General features: G+C 43.5%; 18 protein-coding genes. All 18 read right to left on the bottom strand.

Annotation, left to right across the window (positions count from 1 at the left end):
- Position 1: 1 nt before the first annotated feature.
- Complete coding sequence (locus tag H8S75_RS19755) at positions 2–562, bottom strand: DUF7666 domain-containing protein (protein WP_002591454.1); 561 nt, start codon at positions 560–562, stop codon at positions 2–4.
- Between the two features lie 13 nt (positions 563–575).
- Positions 576–1,319 carry a Cas9 inhibitor AcrIIA9 family protein gene (locus tag H8S75_RS19750; RefSeq protein WP_243270361.1) on the bottom strand — a complete coding sequence of 248 codons (744 nt, stop codon included), beginning with the start codon at positions 1,317–1,319 and terminating at the stop codon, positions 576–578.
- Positions 1,320–1,375: 56 nt separating this feature from the next.
- Entirely contained in the window at positions 1,376–1,795 is a 420-nt protein-coding gene (locus H8S75_RS19745) for a hypothetical protein (protein ID WP_002591452.1), read from the bottom strand.
- Between the two features lie 11 nt (positions 1,796–1,806).
- Positions 1,807–2,592 carry a hypothetical protein gene (locus H8S75_RS19740; protein ID WP_187023065.1) on the bottom strand — a complete coding sequence of 262 codons (786 nt, stop codon included), beginning with the start codon at positions 2,590–2,592 and terminating at the stop codon, positions 1,807–1,809.
- A gap of 106 nt (positions 2,593–2,698) precedes the next feature.
- A complete protein-coding gene (locus H8S75_RS19735) occupies positions 2,699–3,580 on the bottom strand; it encodes a phosphoadenosine phosphosulfate reductase family protein (RefSeq protein ID WP_187023064.1) in 882 nt (293 codons plus the stop codon).
- A 166-nt stretch (positions 3,581–3,746) separates the two neighbouring features.
- Positions 3,747–4,115, bottom strand: a complete 369-nt coding sequence (locus H8S75_RS19730) for a hypothetical protein (RefSeq protein ID WP_002591449.1) — start codon at positions 4,113–4,115, stop codon at positions 3,747–3,749.
- 29 nt (positions 4,116–4,144) lie between these two features.
- Positions 4,145–4,996, bottom strand: a complete 852-nt coding sequence (locus tag H8S75_RS19725; protein WP_187023063.1) for a DUF5688 family protein — start codon at positions 4,994–4,996, stop codon at positions 4,145–4,147.
- Positions 4,993–5,238, bottom strand: a complete 246-nt coding sequence (locus H8S75_RS19720) for a helix-turn-helix domain-containing protein (protein WP_243007967.1) — start codon at positions 5,236–5,238, stop codon at positions 4,993–4,995. Before H8S75_RS19720 ends, H8S75_RS19725 begins: the two co-directional genes overlap by 4 nt.
- A gap of 299 nt (positions 5,239–5,537) precedes the next feature.
- Positions 5,538–6,035, bottom strand: coding sequence for a PIN domain-containing protein (locus tag H8S75_RS19715; protein WP_065551291.1), 498 nt, complete (start codon positions 6,033–6,035; stop codon positions 5,538–5,540).
- Positions 6,028–6,282 (bottom strand): UPF0175 family protein, encoded by a 255-nt coding sequence (locus H8S75_RS19710; RefSeq protein WP_002591445.1) that lies wholly within the window; start codon positions 6,280–6,282, stop codon positions 6,028–6,030. Before H8S75_RS19710 ends, H8S75_RS19715 begins: the two co-directional genes overlap by 8 nt.
- A 108-nt stretch (positions 6,283–6,390) precedes the next feature.
- Positions 6,391–7,122 carry a hypothetical protein gene (locus H8S75_RS19705; protein WP_002591444.1) on the bottom strand — a complete coding sequence of 244 codons (732 nt, stop codon included), beginning with the start codon at positions 7,120–7,122 and terminating at the stop codon, positions 6,391–6,393.
- Between the two features lie 12 nt (positions 7,123–7,134).
- On the bottom strand, positions 7,135–9,216 hold the full coding sequence (locus tag H8S75_RS19700; protein WP_002591443.1) for a cobaltochelatase CobT-related protein: 2,082 nt from the start codon (positions 9,214–9,216) through the stop codon (positions 7,135–7,137).
- An 18-nt stretch (positions 9,217–9,234) separates the two neighbouring features.
- On the bottom strand, positions 9,235–11,037 hold the full coding sequence (locus tag H8S75_RS19695; RefSeq protein ID WP_055654099.1) for a P-loop NTPase family protein: 1,803 nt from the start codon (positions 11,035–11,037) through the stop codon (positions 9,235–9,237).
- 18 nt (positions 11,038–11,055) lie between these two features.
- Complete coding sequence (gene recD2, locus H8S75_RS19690) at positions 11,056–13,281, bottom strand: SF1B family DNA helicase RecD2 (RefSeq protein ID WP_187023062.1); 2,226 nt, start codon at positions 13,279–13,281, stop codon at positions 11,056–11,058.
- Positions 13,282–13,299: 18 nt separating this feature from the next.
- The gene (locus H8S75_RS19685) at positions 13,300–13,830 is read right to left on the bottom strand and encodes a hypothetical protein (RefSeq protein ID WP_002591440.1); all 531 of its coding nucleotides are present in this window, start codon (positions 13,828–13,830) and stop codon (positions 13,300–13,302) included.
- Positions 13,831–13,904: 74 nt separating this feature from the next.
- Positions 13,905–14,555: a single-stranded DNA-binding protein gene (locus H8S75_RS19680; protein ID WP_002591439.1), complete on the bottom strand. Its 651-nt coding sequence runs from the start codon at positions 14,553–14,555 to the stop codon at positions 13,905–13,907.
- Positions 14,556–14,658: 103 nt separating this feature from the next.
- On the bottom strand, positions 14,659–14,940 hold the full coding sequence (locus H8S75_RS19675; protein ID WP_227127677.1) for a hypothetical protein: 282 nt from the start codon (positions 14,938–14,940) through the stop codon (positions 14,659–14,661).
- Positions 14,941–15,058: 118 nt separating this feature from the next.
- A complete protein-coding gene (locus tag H8S75_RS19670; RefSeq protein WP_118042685.1) occupies positions 15,059–16,351 on the bottom strand; it encodes a DNA primase in 1,293 nt (430 codons plus the stop codon).
- Positions 16,352–16,384 lie beyond the last annotated feature (33 nt).

Raw genomic sequence — 16,384 nt, 5'->3', positions numbered from 1 at the left:
CTTATCCTGCCTTTCTTATTTTTCCATTGATGCTATACCAAGTATCTGGAAGAATCTCTTTTCCATCCACAGCATGTATTCCTATCTCTGTAATCTCGGACTGGCTTCTCACTTCCTTTGCAAATCCCAGAACATCTCCTAGTGCGCCTTTGGCAACAGGATTCTCTCCTCTGACAATCACAATACCGTTTTTTGCCACGCCTTGATTCAGACACACAAGGTGATTATTTTTTCTAAATGGATGATCAAGAAGATATTTTAAGCTATGAGCCACAAATTCTCCTTTGTCCAGTTTCTTTATAAGCCTCAACCGGGTGCAGCTAATTTTGCTGTCATATGCATCCTCGTCAATATCACCATCAGCGACAACCATGTAATACACTGCCCTGTCCCAGTCCGGATAGTAGGATAAACAGTCCAATGGGTTTTCAGCACAATGCATTCCATTTATTCCGCAATTTGCTTTATCCTCCTCGTTCCACACGCCTAATCGATATTGGTATGTATTACCGTGGTTTGTACAAGTTAAATCCTTATCAAAGCCCTTAAATGCAATCAACATGGTCATTTCCTCCTTATTCAGCCAGGCCGTTCTCAAACAGAGAAACCTGGCCCTCAATCTGGTCTTTATTCTGGTCAGTCGCCTCCGTCTTGGCTGAAGAATGTTTTCCTTCCTTCTCAGATGCATTGCTGTTCACTCCACCTGTTTTATTTTTCTTGGAAGCGTTGCGTTTCTTAGCGGTTTTGTTTTTGTTTCCCTTCGGAGTATTCATCTGCGCCGACAATCGTTTGTGGAAAGCCTCTTCTGCTTCCGTTCTTCTCTCGGCCTCCTTTTCGCGGTCATCCGTTAAATAATAATCCCGTACCCATTCAAAAACTGTGTCTTCCATAACAGCCATGTTTGCATATCGGCCACTTTTTTTCACCTCATCGCTTACCATTTCATACGCCCGACTCATGATTGACTCAACACACCGCTGCAGTGTCTTGTGTTTCTGGAGCACCAGGTCAGCAAAATCGCTTTTATCACAGCACCTTATGAGATAGTTGCCGATAACATCCGTAAATTGAGGATCATTCAGATTAAACATTTCATCCAACAGCTTACTCCGGGCTGACATATAGTCTTTCTGCGTCTCTCCTCCGTCTATCAGGAAATACCGCTTTCCAGAGAGGAACTCTTTCAAATCCACTTCAGGAACCTTATATTTCCCGGCAAGATTTTTAAGTTCATCCTTTAGTCCCATTTGACGCAACTTACTGGCTGTCTCGTTAAAATCTTGAATATTCTTAACCTTTTTATATAATTTTTCTATCATTGTCATACTCCTTTAAATTCAGCCGGAGAATTCACCATTCCCCGGCTATACTGACTTTATGCAGCATTATCTATGCTATCCAGCTCTTCATCTCCGGAACTTTCTGCCTGCTCCATCTTTCCTTCTCCTTTCCGCTCGTCCTCTTCCTGTTCCATCAACGCCAATAACGCCAAAATCATTCCCTTACACCAGCTATTGTTCCATTTATCAATGAACATCTGGATTTCTTCTACCACTTGTTCCCATTCCTCTTCAGTAAGTTCTCTGCCGCAATACTTCTTATAGAATCCATAGCTTTCCTGCATTGCGCTATTATAATCAACCAAAAGTGCCTGGTCCAATCCTCCAATCAGTGCCAGAAATAGTGGTTCCCCCTGGTAGACATCATCCAGCGATTCTAAAGGCAGTGGTTGAGTACCATTAAGAAACACAAACATATCATTGAACAGATTTTTTACTAACATGAGATGGTCCATTCTTTTCCTCCTTATGAAGCCTTCAAATCACCGATTCTTAACTGACCAACAATCTGCGGGCTATTTTTTTTCGATTTCTTATTTGATGGCCGGCGCTTCCTTTTCAAAATACGCTTTTTACAGTTAGCCATGTCATCATACAGGCTTTCCTGGAAGCTCACTCTCTTCATATGCAAGTAGGCATCTTCGCAAATCGCTTCTTCCAAGCTTTGTACATGACACAGGAGACGGTAAGCCTCACTGTTTTCTTTGTCCTCATTATCCAAATGTCGGATATGGTCTGCTAACCATAAATAATCCTTATTATTTCGGTATTCTTCAAGCGCACGAATTGCGGATTCTTTAATTTGCTGGCAATTCGCCATGTAATCCACATCCATAACCGGAGGAAGCGGAGCATAATAACATTCTGGGTAATCTGCCTCAACGAAGGTATTCTCAATCTGCCTCATCATTGCTTCTATTCCACTGCGAAGTCGATTTAAATATTCTCCGTCAGGCACATCCGCCTCCGGGCATCCCCTTATTTTCCACATATTCCACCGGTCATACAGAGTTTGAAGCCTTTTCCCAAATTCGTCCGCCAACCTTTCGTAGTCTGCCTCCTCCATCTTCCCTCCTTTCCAGTTTGGGCATACCAAAGCTTCCAGTTTCTCATCGCTGATAATAAAGCCGCATATAAACCCACTTCTTTGCACGGTGCAGCCATAACGGTAGCGTCCACTCAGCCTTCCTTCTGTTTCCTCTTTTTTATTCAGATCAATATTGTGGCAGTTCCTACACGATTGTTTTTTCATTTGGTCCTCCTTCTTTCGTTATACGTACATTACGGCCGTATTGGGTGCTTACGTGCAATACGTTTTACTCCACTCATTGATGCCTTTTACGAACCCAGTGAAGTGACTAAGCCGCCATGTCGATAAAATCCTTTAGCTCCATCTGACCTGCAACCTGTTTATCTGTTTTTTCATTTCCATACATCCACCAGCGGAACACACTCTCACCATCCTTCCAGTTTCCCTTAGATTTACCACTGGCGGTACGCGCCTTTACCATACGGTCAAAAGCTCGTATGTAAGCATCGCGGTACTTGGGATATCGCTCAAATTCCCGTTCCCGGCTTTTTATGCTTGCCAGAGGGCAACCGATGCACCCAATCCTACAAAAGCCTTGGTCATACAGACAGCAATAAGGCACCTGATACTTACGGATAAAGCACCAGATGTCCTCCTCTGTCCAGTCGATGATGGGATTTAATATTCTTTTTCCCTTCAAGCTGCATATTTCTAATTTTCTACGATCTTCCTCGTTATCACAATTTAGATAAATAGCCCCTTTCTTCTTATGAATCTCTAAGAAATCCCGGTTGGCTCTTTTCCTGCTTTCTTCCCAGCGGACTCCGGTCACCGTAAAGGCTCCCTCGCCCCCTCCTTCTTTCAGCACTTCACAACAGTAGCGTGCTGTACGCAGCGGCGGCATCTGCTTCTTGACAATCAAATCCCACATGGTCAGCTCCGGATACTCAACCTTGACATCTGGAAATGCCTCCCGTATAAACCGCACCAGCTCCGGAGGATCTACTGTTGTCAAATGATAATGTGCCTGAAACTTCACATGGGCCATCTTTGCAAGCACATAAAGCACAACACTGTCTTTTCCGCCGCTGAAGGCAAGGTAATAACCATCCTCATGATACCGGACCGCAGCATCTTCAAACATCTGAAACAACTGGATTGCCCGTTTTACCTTATTTGAAAAATCATCAAAAAGTCTGTATTGTTCCATTCTCTCCCGTCCTTTGCAATTATTCTGCTATTGACGGAAAAGCCATTCTTTCCGGTGTGTCTTTTTACGCCGCTAACCGCTCTTCTTTCAAGGCCTCGGTCCGCAGTAACCTGGCATTTAACGGCAACCAGGAGTTTTCTCCGGGAAATGAGGGAATGGAACCTTTTTAGATTTCAAATGGGATTGTTGCATACGCTATGGGCGTTATTTTAAGAATTTGTGCATTTAAAATACGCCGGTATGGACATTTACGGTTTAATTCCTCTACCCAGTCTGAGAATATCATTTCAATCTCTAGGTCCAGATCATCATGCTCCAAACGCAGCAGGATATATTTATAAGCCTTTCGGTAATTTCCCCGCACAGTTACATAAGAATACTCTACTTCATATAACGGAGCTGTCAGCCGTCCTGTCAGGAACTGTGTTGGGTGGAGCTTTTTGATGAATTCCCGGTACTCTTCTGTTGCCGGAAGATTCCCTCCAACCCCAATCTCTGCAAACGAGGCGATATCTGCAAATTTATGTATATGCATAAACCTCTCCTATCCTAATGAAAGTCACCTTAAATGCATATAACCTTATCCTCAGCGGAACAATATCTATATGCATGATTGGATAACCGTTCATCTGCCGGAACTTCCTCTGCATTAATGGACTGTATCAAATCCGCCAGTTCCTGAGAAACTACAGCATCCTCAGCACCCAGGGTCGGAAACAGAATCACCTCATCTACACTATAAGGATTGATTAAGAAATCCTTTCCCACATGTAATTCACAGTATCTCATGAGCCCGGGATAGAGTAAGACTTCTGCACCACAAAAGTGAATCCGGTTTGTTAAAACATACATCATGTCCGTTATTTTCATAAGCACTGGTGGATACTTATTTACCATATTGACCAATGCCCTCTGATACAATTCCTCTTTGTCCACAGACCAATAGTTCAAATGCTTATTTGTTATCATTAAGGTTGCTGCTATTTCTTCTGTTTCTTCACATAATAATAAAAATATAACGGATAAATCCAGATATGGAATGTTTGGGATGTTCTCCAGCATAGAAGCGTTGTCGTGGGTATTTACCAGTTTACACATGATTTTATCTTTGATTTTCTCAAAACTCATATCATTTACAATCTCCTGCATACCAGCCGGTATATCTGGCGCCGATGCATAGCATTCCAGTATCTCATCAATAATCGCTTGAAGCCCTGTTCCTTTTTTGTAGCACTCAAAAAAATCTTTCAAGTGAATAGAGGGGCGAAACTGCTGCCCCTCTTTTTCAATGCACAACTGTGTCTGGACTATGCCATTGTTGATAACCGGTTTCAGAACATGCACATGGAAACCGGCCCCTAATCTTTTGGCTACTTCAGAGCTGACAGCTTCGGCAAATTTTTCTAATGTCATCATGATGTGAATCTCCTTTTCAATTTAGAATTTCGTTTCACAGTGGAATGGTCACAGTTTAAAATATCTGCGATAGCCTCTATACTGTAACCCTCGCTTCTCAGTTGCTGTATAACTTCTTTTCTCTCCTTTCTTGTTGACACCCGCACAATTTTGGGATGCTTCTTTTTTAAAATTTTTTGGGAAATCGGATTATTCAGGCCATGTTCATACAGAAACCGGGCCTCCCTTGCATTGACTCCCATTAAGATTGCAATGATAAGGCAATGATATCCCTCCGAATCGTAAGAATCTCTCATCCGCTCCCTCCTTTCCGCCTTCTGGCTTCTTCCTCCTTTCTGCAAACAAAAAAAGAGACACCAAAACAATTCATTTTGATGTCTCTTCATTCCCGCAGCACAATAGCTGCTCTTATTCTGTTACTTTAAAATCCTGCTTCCAGTTTTTAATGCCGGAACAAAAACTACTTGTAATCCTTGGATTACATAAATCAGCTTTCCCACTCATTTTACCACCATATATAGTTTTTGTCAACTTCATTGCGCTATATATTGTGTTGTTCTCCTGCCTGTTCCAGTACCAGCTGTTCCAGGCTTTCGCTGATATAAAATCCGTTCTTTTTCATTTTTTCGAGAACGGAAGCAATCTCCGGAATAATCCCCTCTCTCTTGGCTTTCAAAAGGACTCCGATTGTTCCGGTAACTTTTAGACCGAGATATTTTGCTGTTTTTTTAGCAGCATTGTCATCTATCACGACTAAATCGTCCGCTGTCCCCTCCTGGGCCAGAATCATGACTTCCACTTCTCCATCGTGTAGCTTCGCCTTATACATCTTTTTATCTGACTGGTTTGCAATTTTTTCCACATGTATCCAATTCAATGCAGTCTTTAATACCTGACATGCCGAATCGTCTTTCTCTGTCACCTCACGGTACACAGCCTCCGGGATACAAATCTCTGCATAGAGCGCCTTCAGTATATCCAATAATCCAATATTACAAAGTACAATGATGGGGGTGGAATTTACAATCACTCTACGCATTCTCCAGTTCCTCCAAAAACTCTGCTTTATTGTCAAACTGGAAAATACTGACCTTCCCCTTTCCCAGATATTTAATAAATTCTTCTTCTGTCATACCGGCTATCTGGGCACAGTATCCTATGGACACATTATTCTGCGTATAATATCCTACTGCTACCATACATCTGGCAAATGCAGCGGCCTCCTCCTCACTCATATGTGTATCATACATAACTGCATCCGGTATGCGGATTGAGATCTGGCACATAGAAGCCCTCCTTTCTGTTCCAGACAATTTATGCTTTTACAAATCTAATATATCATATCTGCCCCTCTTATTCAAGCAAACAACTTTTACAGGGTCTTTAGAACTAAATCATCCTGCCTTTTTCATAGGTTCCTCATCTTCCCTATGGATACAAGTGAGCAGTCTGTCGGCTGCTCCCTGTATCTCATTCTTTAAAAGACCATACAAGCTGGTAAAGTTTCCAATCCTGTTTTCCCGAAATGCATACTCTGTCTCAAACGCACGTATATAAGCATCTGTCTTGCAAAATAGGATAAACAGGTCTTTATCATTGATGTACAGACTGGCTTTCTTGTCACAGATATAACTGTTCTTTTTACAATACCGGCCACCATTGGAATTTTTCATTGCAATGCCGCGTCCGTTTTGTATTTCTACAAACCATGGGTAATTACGTTTATTCCCCTGGGAATCAGTATCATACCGGACAATCTTAAGTTTTGTGACAATACTGTAACCCTCCTTATCTGGATTACCAAAAATCTTTTCCTGGGGATAATCAAATTCCCACAGATGATTAAAGAGCGCCGAGTATATGTATTTAGCTTCTTCTGGGCTGATATTGGCATAGACACTCACTGTATTATCCCCTGTTCCTTTGCTGTAATCCAGCATATTAAGACGGATTAAGGACCTTTCCCCAACTTCTGACACGTCTCCGGACGCATGGATATGAGCCGGAAATAAATATGACGCTGGTTTTAAATTATCCATGAGCTCTAACAGTGCCTTATCTGTTTTATACACAGCAATCTGACCGGATACTACGTTAGACCAGTCCCGTTCTTCCCTTTCTGCCATATGTCTCCTCCTCTATCTGATGAACCGGGCGATGAGACCTGCCAGTTTGACTGGCATTGTATTGAAATCTGCAATATTCAGAAATCCGTCTTTGTATATTTCCTCAATCATCTCACGGTCATCACCAATTGCTGCGGAAAACAACTTAACTCCTCTTTTTTCCAGGCTATATTTGGCTTCTTGCAAATCTGCTTTTGCAATTTCGCCTTTATATCCTTGGGCATAAGGCTGTCCATCTGAAATCATTAATAATATTTTTATATCCTCTGGCCGGTTTAGCAGTTTTTGCCCTACAAATCTAAGTGCTACTCCATCTCTATTACAATCATAGGTACTAACACTCATGATTCTTAAATAATCCTGATTGTCTACAGAATCAAAATCTGCAAAAGAGTAAATGTCTACCACTTCCGTATATCCCATATCATGGGTTGTATGGCCATACAGCATAACCGGTATTCCCAGATTCCGGCAAAACGTATACATGACAAGACCCGCTTTTTGTGCAGACTCAATCCTGCCACCGGATGACATAGAACCTGAAAGGTCAAGCAGAACCGCAAATGCGATTGAAAATCCATCTTCCGGTTTTATTGTTTTTTCAAAAATCTTATCATCCAGCCGGTACAGATTTCCACGGCTTAAACGTTTCCCCATGTAAAGACCTGATTGCGTACCTCCCTCCAACCGCTCCAGCACATCTTCAAGCGATGCTTCCAGCCGTCTTGTGATTCGGTTTATTTCTGGAGCAATCATTTTATATTCTTTTTCCAATCGCAGGGGAACTGTTGTCATCCGGTGCATTTCAATCACTGAATCTTTGTGGATACCATCCAATTTAAAATTTGCTGCCTCCTCCTCCAGATTCCTTTTTAAATCCGATTCCTCATCCTGCAGAAACTTCTCCTCTGCTATTTTCTGCAAAAGATTAGATAATGTCTCATCTATCTCCGATCCTTCCTCTGTTTCCTCTTCTCCTCCTTCCTGCCTCTGCCCATCTCGCATTTTCTCAAGTGCATTTTCTAATTCTTCGTTCTTACCGTTCTGATTTTGAGATTCCGGTTCTCCTTCCAGCTCCCCGTCCCAGCCTTCAATTTCCTCTTCCACTTCATTCTGTTCTTCCGAAGCACCGATAGTCTCTGAAAGTGCCACCCATAACATTTTCCGCTTTAAATACTCCTGAATTTTCTTACTCAGTTCTTCCTCCGAAAGCCGGTTTATTTCATTTTTCAGGCTCTTTGCCGCTGTTTTAATGGCCTGTCTGATGTATTTCCACAACTTTAGCATCAGGCGGTTCGTAGCATAAAAGCGAATATCCGGGTCAGCGCTTACCACTGCCTCATCAATGATTTTACGGCAGGAATTTAAGCGGGAACAATACTGTTTATCATATTCTTTTTCTGCCTCTGTCCTTCCGGCTCTGGCATAGCGGAAAATCATATCCAGCATAATGGTCAGTCCATCGCTCTTTTCTGCCTTACGCGCTTCCTGCGTTGGAATATGATGAATGATAAGCGCGGCATTACGTTGAATTCCATTTTGAATACTGCCCGGATACTTCTGGCACATAAAACTTTCAATATACACATCTTCCAGTACGTTATTTATATAAGAAGCGGTTTTCTGTATCACCGAGGCTGCCACCACGTTATGGGCATTTAAGTATCCTTTCATCTCCTCCCAGGCTTTTCTTTCGTATACCAGCTGCACCTGTGGAGGCTTTGGATACACACGCCATCTGGAGAATCCGCTTACATACCGGCCCCGCCGTTTGAAATCCGAACATCTAAGATGGCCGCATTCATGGGCTATAAACCCCTCATGGCTCTTTATTTTAGACACCCGGCTCGTCATCAGATTTGTGATTAAGTTCGCCGTATTTAAGTAGAGGAGCCGTCCATTTGTAAATGCAATCCTGGCGTCATCGGACTCTTCATAATCCATGAACAGGGTAATATCATTCTTCTGTCCCAACAATCTGACAGATTTTAACATGGTGTCATGATAGGATTGAGACAGAAAAAAATCTTTATCCGTCAGCCTTCCCATTCTATTTTTTATTTGATTACGTTTTTGCTGCACTTTTTTATTCATTGGTTCCTCCTCATTTTTTTATGCCGCCTGCGCCTCTGTGAACGCGGGTATCACCAGTTTTTTATAAATTTCCTCCCTTTCCTCTGGTTCCGGCGCTGCTTTCGCAACGAGCGTGCATTTTGCTGCTTTCAATATATCCTTCTGTATAAGGTAAGCCCACACCCAGTCCTCATATTCCCGGTATCCGCATACTCCGCCCGTAATCATTTCTGTATTGCAGTGTTTTTGTACTTCACAAACAATATCCGCCATTTTCTTTAAGAAAGTCTCATCGTCAAATTTCACTTTCTTTTTGACCCGGGCTACCATTGCCTCCGCATTGAGCGGCTCTAAGTAATGAACCATACGCATTCTGGACAAAACGGATTCGTTAAATCCCCGGCACCCTTTATATCCCATATTGGTTGTAATGAGGATTACTGTGTCGGGATGCCGTTTCACCACTTCTCCACTGGTCAGTGTGATTGTCGCACCTTCATCCAGCAGTCCATTTAACTTAACCAGAGTACCTGGTTTGGTAATAACAGAAGGCTCCTGGATTTCCACCAGTGATGGTCTTCTGCACCCAGTCACAATAGGAGACTCTACCATGACAAATTTCTTATCATCCTTCCCATTTTCAAATCCATTTTGATAAAACATGGTCAGGATTTTTCTAAACGCCCCTTCTTCACTGATTTCGTTGTCGTACAATCCGCATATCTGCGCCAGAGCGGAAACCGGGTCCATGATTAGATCCTGATACGTTGGCATGGGAATTTGAATCTTTCCCGGCCGTTCACCTGTATTGGGAACCATGGAAGATACCAGATCCACTTCATCTGTTCCCTCGCTGCATGTAAAAGCATAGTACGGCAATCCCAACAACTGTGCTATAATTTTTGCGTTTGTTGTTTTACCTGTGCCAGCTTCCCCTACACTAAGGAAAACCCGCATGGGGCTGTTGATAACCGCGTCCATAATCTCCTGTGCTTCTGCTGATACATTGTATTTTTCCGGCAGCTTAGGAACCAGATTTTTTTCCTCATCGGTAAGCTCAAATTTGCGGTCATACTGCTCTTTTAATTCTGCTATTGTTCTTTCACAGTCCTTACATTCCAGAACCTGAAATTTTCCATATATCGTCTCGGTCGGGTTATAATCTCCATCGGCCAGTTGACTGGTAAGAATTAACGGTACATTTCCAGACGCAATACTATCCCCGTCAAACAAAATACCAGACTCACCGAGAGACGCACTATTGACAATTCTTCGGTACAGATTGTCACAGCATAGAAAAGCCAGGTCCGTTGCCTTATCCGCATCCGGATATCCATTTTTTATCTCATCGTTTAACAGCAAGAAGGCTTTGGAAAATTCATCGTCATGAAGAGAACCTTCTGCTAAGCTTGCAAAAATGAACATCATGATAATTTCCCTGCCGCTTGCCCCCCGCTCACCAATCTGCGGATATGCCGCCAGTGTTGTTCCGTTCTTTACAATCCCTTTCCATTTACCATCCTGTGGATGATACACACCGATTCTTATTTCAGAACCGGCAGCCACAGGCTTTGCGTACTCCATACAATACCATTTAACCGTTCCCGACACTGTCTGTACACCAAATGCGCCTTCCTGGTCTCCTCTTATAATTGCAGATACGGCCAGCAGTGCTTTTAAAGTGGAAGCGTGCAGGGTTGCACGCTTCATTCTTGACATATGGTTATGGACGGAAAGACAGGATGCCTCCGTTGTGTCTTTTTTCCCGCGGTTTGCAGCCACGCCCGCAAATGGTTCCGGCAAAATTCTGGTAAATGTCCAGTTTTCAAAAATCTTCATCATCTTTTGATTTCCTCCTTCTTATGCAGCTTCTTGTCCGGGAATCAGCCCCTGTCTCTGTGCCTCTGCACGCAACCTTACTGCCAACAGGGTATTTCTCTTGCCGATATCACTGTTGGAAATTGCCATATAGAGAGCTTTCTTTGATCCAACAAGATGAACCCGAAATTCTGCCCGCGTGACTCCTGTATAATAAATATTTCGCTTTAGCATCGGCCAAAAGCAGGTAAGTACCGGGATTATCACAATTGGAAATTCGGCTCCTTGTGATTTATGTATACTTGTTGCATATGCTAACTCAAGGATTGATAACTCATCTTCCTGATATGTTTTAATGACATCTCCAAAATCCACGGTCATTTCCATTTCCCCAGCTTTTGATTTTCCAATCTGGACAACCCTTCCAATATCTCCATTAGCAATCTCTTCTGTATTATGCGTCTGCATAACCCGATCACCAACACGGAACAAACCGTACTTGGTTTCCCACTCCGCTTTATCAACAGCAAACGGATTGGCAATTCCCTGCAGCCGGTTATTTAAAGCAGTTACCCCTGCCTCTGTTTTAGCGCGTAGAGGTGATAATACCTGAACCATATCCAAATCACCGCCGTTTCTTTCCAATTCCTCCTGATATATTTCCGAAATTTTTTCTGCGGCATCATATGCGTCTTCCACATAGGTAAAGGTAAAATCATCTCCATAAAGAAGATTCTTTTGATTTCTGTTTATCAAATCCGCATTCCATATGATATTTGACCCCTTCGCCTGCCGGAAAAACTCGTCCAGAACCGTAACTGGAATCACATCGGAGACAATTAATTCTCTAAATACATCTCCCGGTCCCACCGATGGAAGCTGATCCGCATCACCTACCAATATAAGTCTGGCTCCTGTCTTGATTCTTGAAAACAGCATACTGGCAAGCTTCATGTCGGACATGGTAAATTCATCCGCAATAATCAAATCCTCTTCGAGGATTTCGGGTTCCATATTGTCCATCTCATCATCCGTTACATATAATGCTTTGTGGATTGTAAAAGCCGGATACCCAGTGCTCTCTGAAAGTCTTTTCCTGGCTCTGCCTGTGGGTGCGCAAAGTAGTACAGACTTATTTTTTTCCAGACGTTCAAATATCTGAAGAATAATTTTGAGGATGGTAGTCTTTCCTTTTCCAGGGCCGCCAGTGATGATGGATACCTGGGACCGAAATACCATTCGGACTGCCTCCTCCTGTTTTTGTGCAAGCGTCATTTTACTTTTTGCTAAAACAGCCTCTAATTCCCGCTCAATATTATACGTGTTCCCCGGTGAACGGAGCAGCCTGACAAGATGATACGCTGCCTCTTTCTCCGCCTCCCGGTATGCCTTTAAATAAATAGCCGTTCCATCTGCCTCCAGAATCTTATCCTTCATTACCAGCTCATTTCCTGCCAGCTTAATCTGTCCGCGCCTGACTGTATCAGTTGGAAAGCCTGCATTGAGCACCTTATATGCCATATCGACAATGATGGTACTGTCTAAATACAGATTTCCTTCTTCAGCGCCCTTTCTCAAAACATATTGAATAGCCGCTTTAATCCTTTCAGGCTCATCCGGAGCGAGGTCTTTACTGGCTCTGGCAATGGAATCAACGGTAATAAAACCAAACCCTTTGATTTCACAAAGACGGTATGGGTTTTCCTTCAACAGTGTCACTGCTTCCAGACCAAAATGCTGTTTGATTTTTTCGGCCTTTTTGGGTGTGACGTGGTAAGGTGCAAGATACGCCATTAATTCCCTTAATTCCGCACTCTTCTGATAGGATTCAATAATAAATTCCAGCTTCTGTTCAGTAATTCCCTTAATAGCAAGGAGTTCATTAGGATGATTCTCCATAACAGTGAAGGTATCGGTTCCGAACCGGTTGACAATCTCTCTTGCCATAACCGGGCCGATTCCCGTAATCAATTCGGAGGACAGATAACCGATGATTCCCTCCCGGCTTTTGGGAAGGAGAACCCTCGACCAGTCAACACCGAACTGAAGGCCATATTTCTCGGACCTTTTCCAGTCTCCCTCCATCTCAATCTCTACATTATTCATACAAGGAAGTTCTTTTCCAAATGCAGTGAACGTCACCTCTGTTCCATAATTGGATATGACTGCTTCACTTGGAATACAATCCAGCTCCATACTGCTGTATTCAGCCACGGTATAACCATTCCCCGGGTTTACATACAGTCGGCTCTTAAATTTACATACCATCGGTTCTCTTCCTCCCGCTTACCTTGAAACATAAATGTATCTCCCATCATTGACTGCATAAAATCCGTCCTGCTTTAAATATTCGGTAATGGTATTGGCTTGCGCGCCCGGATATCCAGGAAGATTGCCAGCCCGTCTGTAACCCTTTGGGGTGCGGATATTACAGACACCATCGGTACGAATCCAAAATTCATTTTTTCCATGTGCAAATATATTGGTAGATATCGCTTTGATTCGTTCCCTTCCGCACCGTGTATACCATTCATATACCGGGGTGTCCCTTTCGTCCTGACCATTATTTCCATCATCCGGACCTTCCTCGGCCGCTCCACTTCCACTGCCAGACTGTTCTTTTTCCTCCGATGATTTAATTATCCTGATTCTCCATTTTTTTCTGATAAGCAAGTAATACACTGCAAATGGAATTCCAATCGATACCGCATTCACAATAAGCCCCAAAATCATGGGAGCTGCCAGCTGTAACATCACGGTCCCCGCTGTGCACATAAAAAATACCATGATGAATTTCTGTACTTTCTTTTCATTCATCTTCGTTTATCCTCCAAAAGCAGGCGGCTAGAATGCGCCATCACATCCTAGCCGTCTGTATTCATACTGTTAAATCAATTAAACGGAAGACCTTCTTCCATTCCACTCGCTACATTCATAAAGTCATCGCCGGCAGCTGCCCTCGCAGCCCCTCGCTGGGATGCGCTTCTTCCTACCGCGCTTCGGCTAGGTGCCTGACGCTGTGATGTATTTCTGCTGGCAGCCGGTTTTGCGGCGCCCTGATTCGTAGCTGGCGCTGCTGCTCTGGATGCCGCAGTGGCTGCTCTGGGTGCCTGTGTTGCATTTCTCGTCACCGGAGCTTCTTTGGACATCTGTGCCGCTGATGCATTTGCAGGATTTGCTGTTCTGGACGGAGTCGTGCTCTGCGCCTGCCCATTATCTGCCTCTCTCTTTCCATCAGCGAACTCAACATCGTCCGCTTTCAAAGAAACGCCATATACCTTTTCTCCCTTTTTATTTGTGTAGTTATCATTCTGCATTCTTCCGCTTACCACCACACGCATACCACTGTACCAATACTGTTCCACAAACTCTGCTTTCCTATCGAATGCCACACAGTTAAAAAAGTCTGCTTCTGGTTCTCCTTCTCTCTTTGGTATCCGGTCCACCGCCACAGTAAATCTGGCAATCGACATCTGGGCTTTCTCTGAAAAACTCACCTCCGGATCCCTTGTCAATCTTCCCACAAATATACATCTGTTCATTTGTTATCCTCCTTCGTTTTTATACAACCCCACTTTTGGATTGCTCCATCTTAGCTTCATGCGCAAAAATAGACACGGAAAGATGGTTTCTCTCCCTGCCTTTTTATACGGCAATGCCGCCTTCTCCTGTATCATCTGTCCCCCAGATTTCAGCCATCTCCTCTGGAAAGGCTACTGCAGCCACATCCCGGTACCGTCTTGCTCCTTCATCATTCAACGGGGCCTCCAATGAAGCTTTCGACCAAAAGATTGCTTCTTCTTCCGGTACATGATAGGGACCTGTGAGAAATCCTCCGTAATTCCACCGGGGTACGGAAGGCTCTAAAATCGCTTCCAGCTCCCCCTTTGTATCTGCATTCAGTATCATCTGACTTTTCTTTAACATAATCCCAACCAACAGGACAAATGCAAAACACTCTGCTCCGTATCCATTGACACGTCTTCTGATACTTTCTAAGGCGCTACAGGCACTAAGCTTCATTCTCTCTGTTTTTGTCTCATCACTACGCAACTCTTGTTCCGTATGACGGCAAATTGCTTCGATGATGAATTGTTCTGTCCATCCCATCATATCCAATCTGCTCCTCTTTTTTCTTCAGGCCAGACCACCAGTAATCATCAATTCCCTTATCATTTCCAGCCCAAATCCCATCTTCTCTCTGGTCCCAGGTCTTGCGGATGCATTTTAATTTTAGCCGGTCACAGCTCTCATAGAGCCTGCAGCAACCCGCACGAATCTGGTCCCGCTTTTTCCGTTTCTCTTCACAAATCTTCCTTCCATAGTAACGCTCCTTGTTCTGACATTTACCACAAGTAGAGGACTTATAATCACCATAGCAGCCGATATCCATGAATTTGTCCATGTCAAAGTATTCCATGACCATCTCAAGACCGTTCTCCTTTAGGACTGCCAATGCCTTCTCAAGGCTCTTATACTGGTTTACTCCCGGTGTCCCCAAAAAGCTGTATCCGGATAAAGCATGAGCGACAATCGGTTTTAATATTCCTTCCGTTACCCGTACCGTCTTGCCAAATGGATTTCCAACAAAACTGACCGGACTCTTACTGCCGGCACCACGTTTTTTATTGGTACTGCTTAACCACAAATACTTTTTATCATCATGGGGAGCATCCAACCGTATCTGAAAACCTTCAATCTTTCCGGATATACTGTAAGCCGGGCATAGGATTCCCTGGTTATTCCGATATAACGCAATATCCCAGTTTTGGTTTTGATTCATGTAAAATCCCGGTATGCCCGCAAGAGAATATCCTTCTTTTATCAGCCTCCTTGCGAGCCCCTCAGTCCCATGAACTGGAGTACTGCGAAAATGGAATACCTCAATCTGGTTGCTTGTTAGCCCCCGGTCCATCAGTTTTCTCCGGTGAGTTTCCGACAGGGACAGCATCTCTATGAGTCTCTGATAAATCTGACTTCTTTTCTCAAGACTTGCTGTTTCTTCCTCCTCTATCTGTGTCATCGTTCCTGTGAAGCTGCTGTCATAGCTGTTTCTGCAGCCAGCGCCCTCATGCAGCGCCGTCTTAATTTCACGATAGGCAATTTTATACCGATCCACACCACAAATTCCCATCAGGTCTGCATAGAGTGTCAGCATATTTCCATGAGCGCCGCATTTAAAGCAGTGATAGGTATTTGCCAGCTCACCGTCTTTTACAATACGGAAATTCATTTTTCCTCTGGTATCGCCACAGAACGGACATACGACATTAAAGGAATTTCCTTCCGTCAGCCTCTTAATTCCCAACAAATTTGCTACATCTGATATGTTAAACATCTTTTAAGTATTCTTTCCCGCGGCTTTCACCAT

The organism is Hungatella hominis (assembly GCF_014288005.1).
GTDB lineage: Bacteria > Bacillota > Clostridia > Lachnospirales > Lachnospiraceae > Hungatella > Hungatella effluvii.
Note: the sequence above shows the minus strand (reverse complement) of the source record. Positions and strands in the feature narration are given on the sequence as shown.

Coding starts and splice junctions, on each gene's coding strand:
- recD2 (WP_187023062.1), bottom strand. CDS start 13,281: ATGGTATGTAAATTTAAGAGCCGACTGTATGTAAACCCGGGGAATGGT.
- H8S75_RS19705 (WP_002591444.1), bottom strand. CDS start 7,122: ATGGCAGAAAGGGAAGAACGGGACTGGTCTAACGTAGTATCCGGTCAG.
- H8S75_RS19735 (WP_187023064.1), bottom strand. CDS start 3,580: ATGGAACAATACAGACTTTTTGATGATTTTTCAAATAAGGTAAAACGG.
- H8S75_RS19730 (WP_002591449.1), bottom strand. CDS start 4,115: ATGCATATACATAAATTTGCAGATATCGCCTCGTTTGCAGAGATTGGG.
- H8S75_RS19710 (WP_002591445.1), bottom strand. CDS start 6,282: ATGTGCCAGATCTCAATCCGCATACCGGATGCAGTTATGTATGATACA.
- H8S75_RS19740 (WP_187023065.1), bottom strand. CDS start 2,592: ATGAAAAAACAATCGTGTAGGAACTGCCACAATATTGATCTGAATAAA.
- H8S75_RS19695 (WP_055654099.1), bottom strand. CDS start 11,037: ATGATGAAGATTTTTGAAAACTGGACATTTACCAGAATTTTGCCGGAA.
- H8S75_RS19670 (WP_118042685.1), bottom strand. CDS start 16,351: ATGTTTAACATATCAGATGTAGCAAATTTGTTGGGAATTAAGAGGCTG.
- H8S75_RS19715 (WP_065551291.1), bottom strand. CDS start 6,035: ATGCGTAGAGTGATTGTAAATTCCACCCCCATCATTGTACTTTGTAAT.
- H8S75_RS19725 (WP_187023063.1), bottom strand. CDS start 4,996: ATGATGACATTAGAAAAATTTGCCGAAGCTGTCAGCTCTGAAGTAGCC.
- H8S75_RS19750 (WP_243270361.1), bottom strand. CDS start 1,319: ATGATAGAAAAATTATATAAAAAGGTTAAGAATATTCAAGATTTTAAC.
- H8S75_RS19700 (WP_002591443.1), bottom strand. CDS start 9,216: ATGAATAAAAAAGTGCAGCAAAAACGTAATCAAATAAAAAATAGAATG.
- H8S75_RS19720 (WP_243007967.1), bottom strand. CDS start 5,238: ATGGGAGTCAATGCAAGGGAGGCCCGGTTTCTGTATGAACATGGCCTG.
- H8S75_RS19745 (WP_002591452.1), bottom strand. CDS start 1,795: ATGGACCATCTCATGTTAGTAAAAAATCTGTTCAATGATATGTTTGTG.
- H8S75_RS19685 (WP_002591440.1), bottom strand. CDS start 13,830: ATGAATGAAAAGAAAGTACAGAAATTCATCATGGTATTTTTTATGTGC.
- H8S75_RS19675 (WP_227127677.1), bottom strand. CDS start 14,940: ATGTTAAAGAAAAGTCAGATGATACTGAATGCAGATACAAAGGGGGAG.
- H8S75_RS19680 (WP_002591439.1), bottom strand. CDS start 14,555: ATGAACAGATGTATATTTGTGGGAAGATTGACAAGGGATCCGGAGGTG.
- H8S75_RS19755 (WP_002591454.1), bottom strand. CDS start 562: ATGTTGATTGCATTTAAGGGCTTTGATAAGGATTTAACTTGTACAAAC.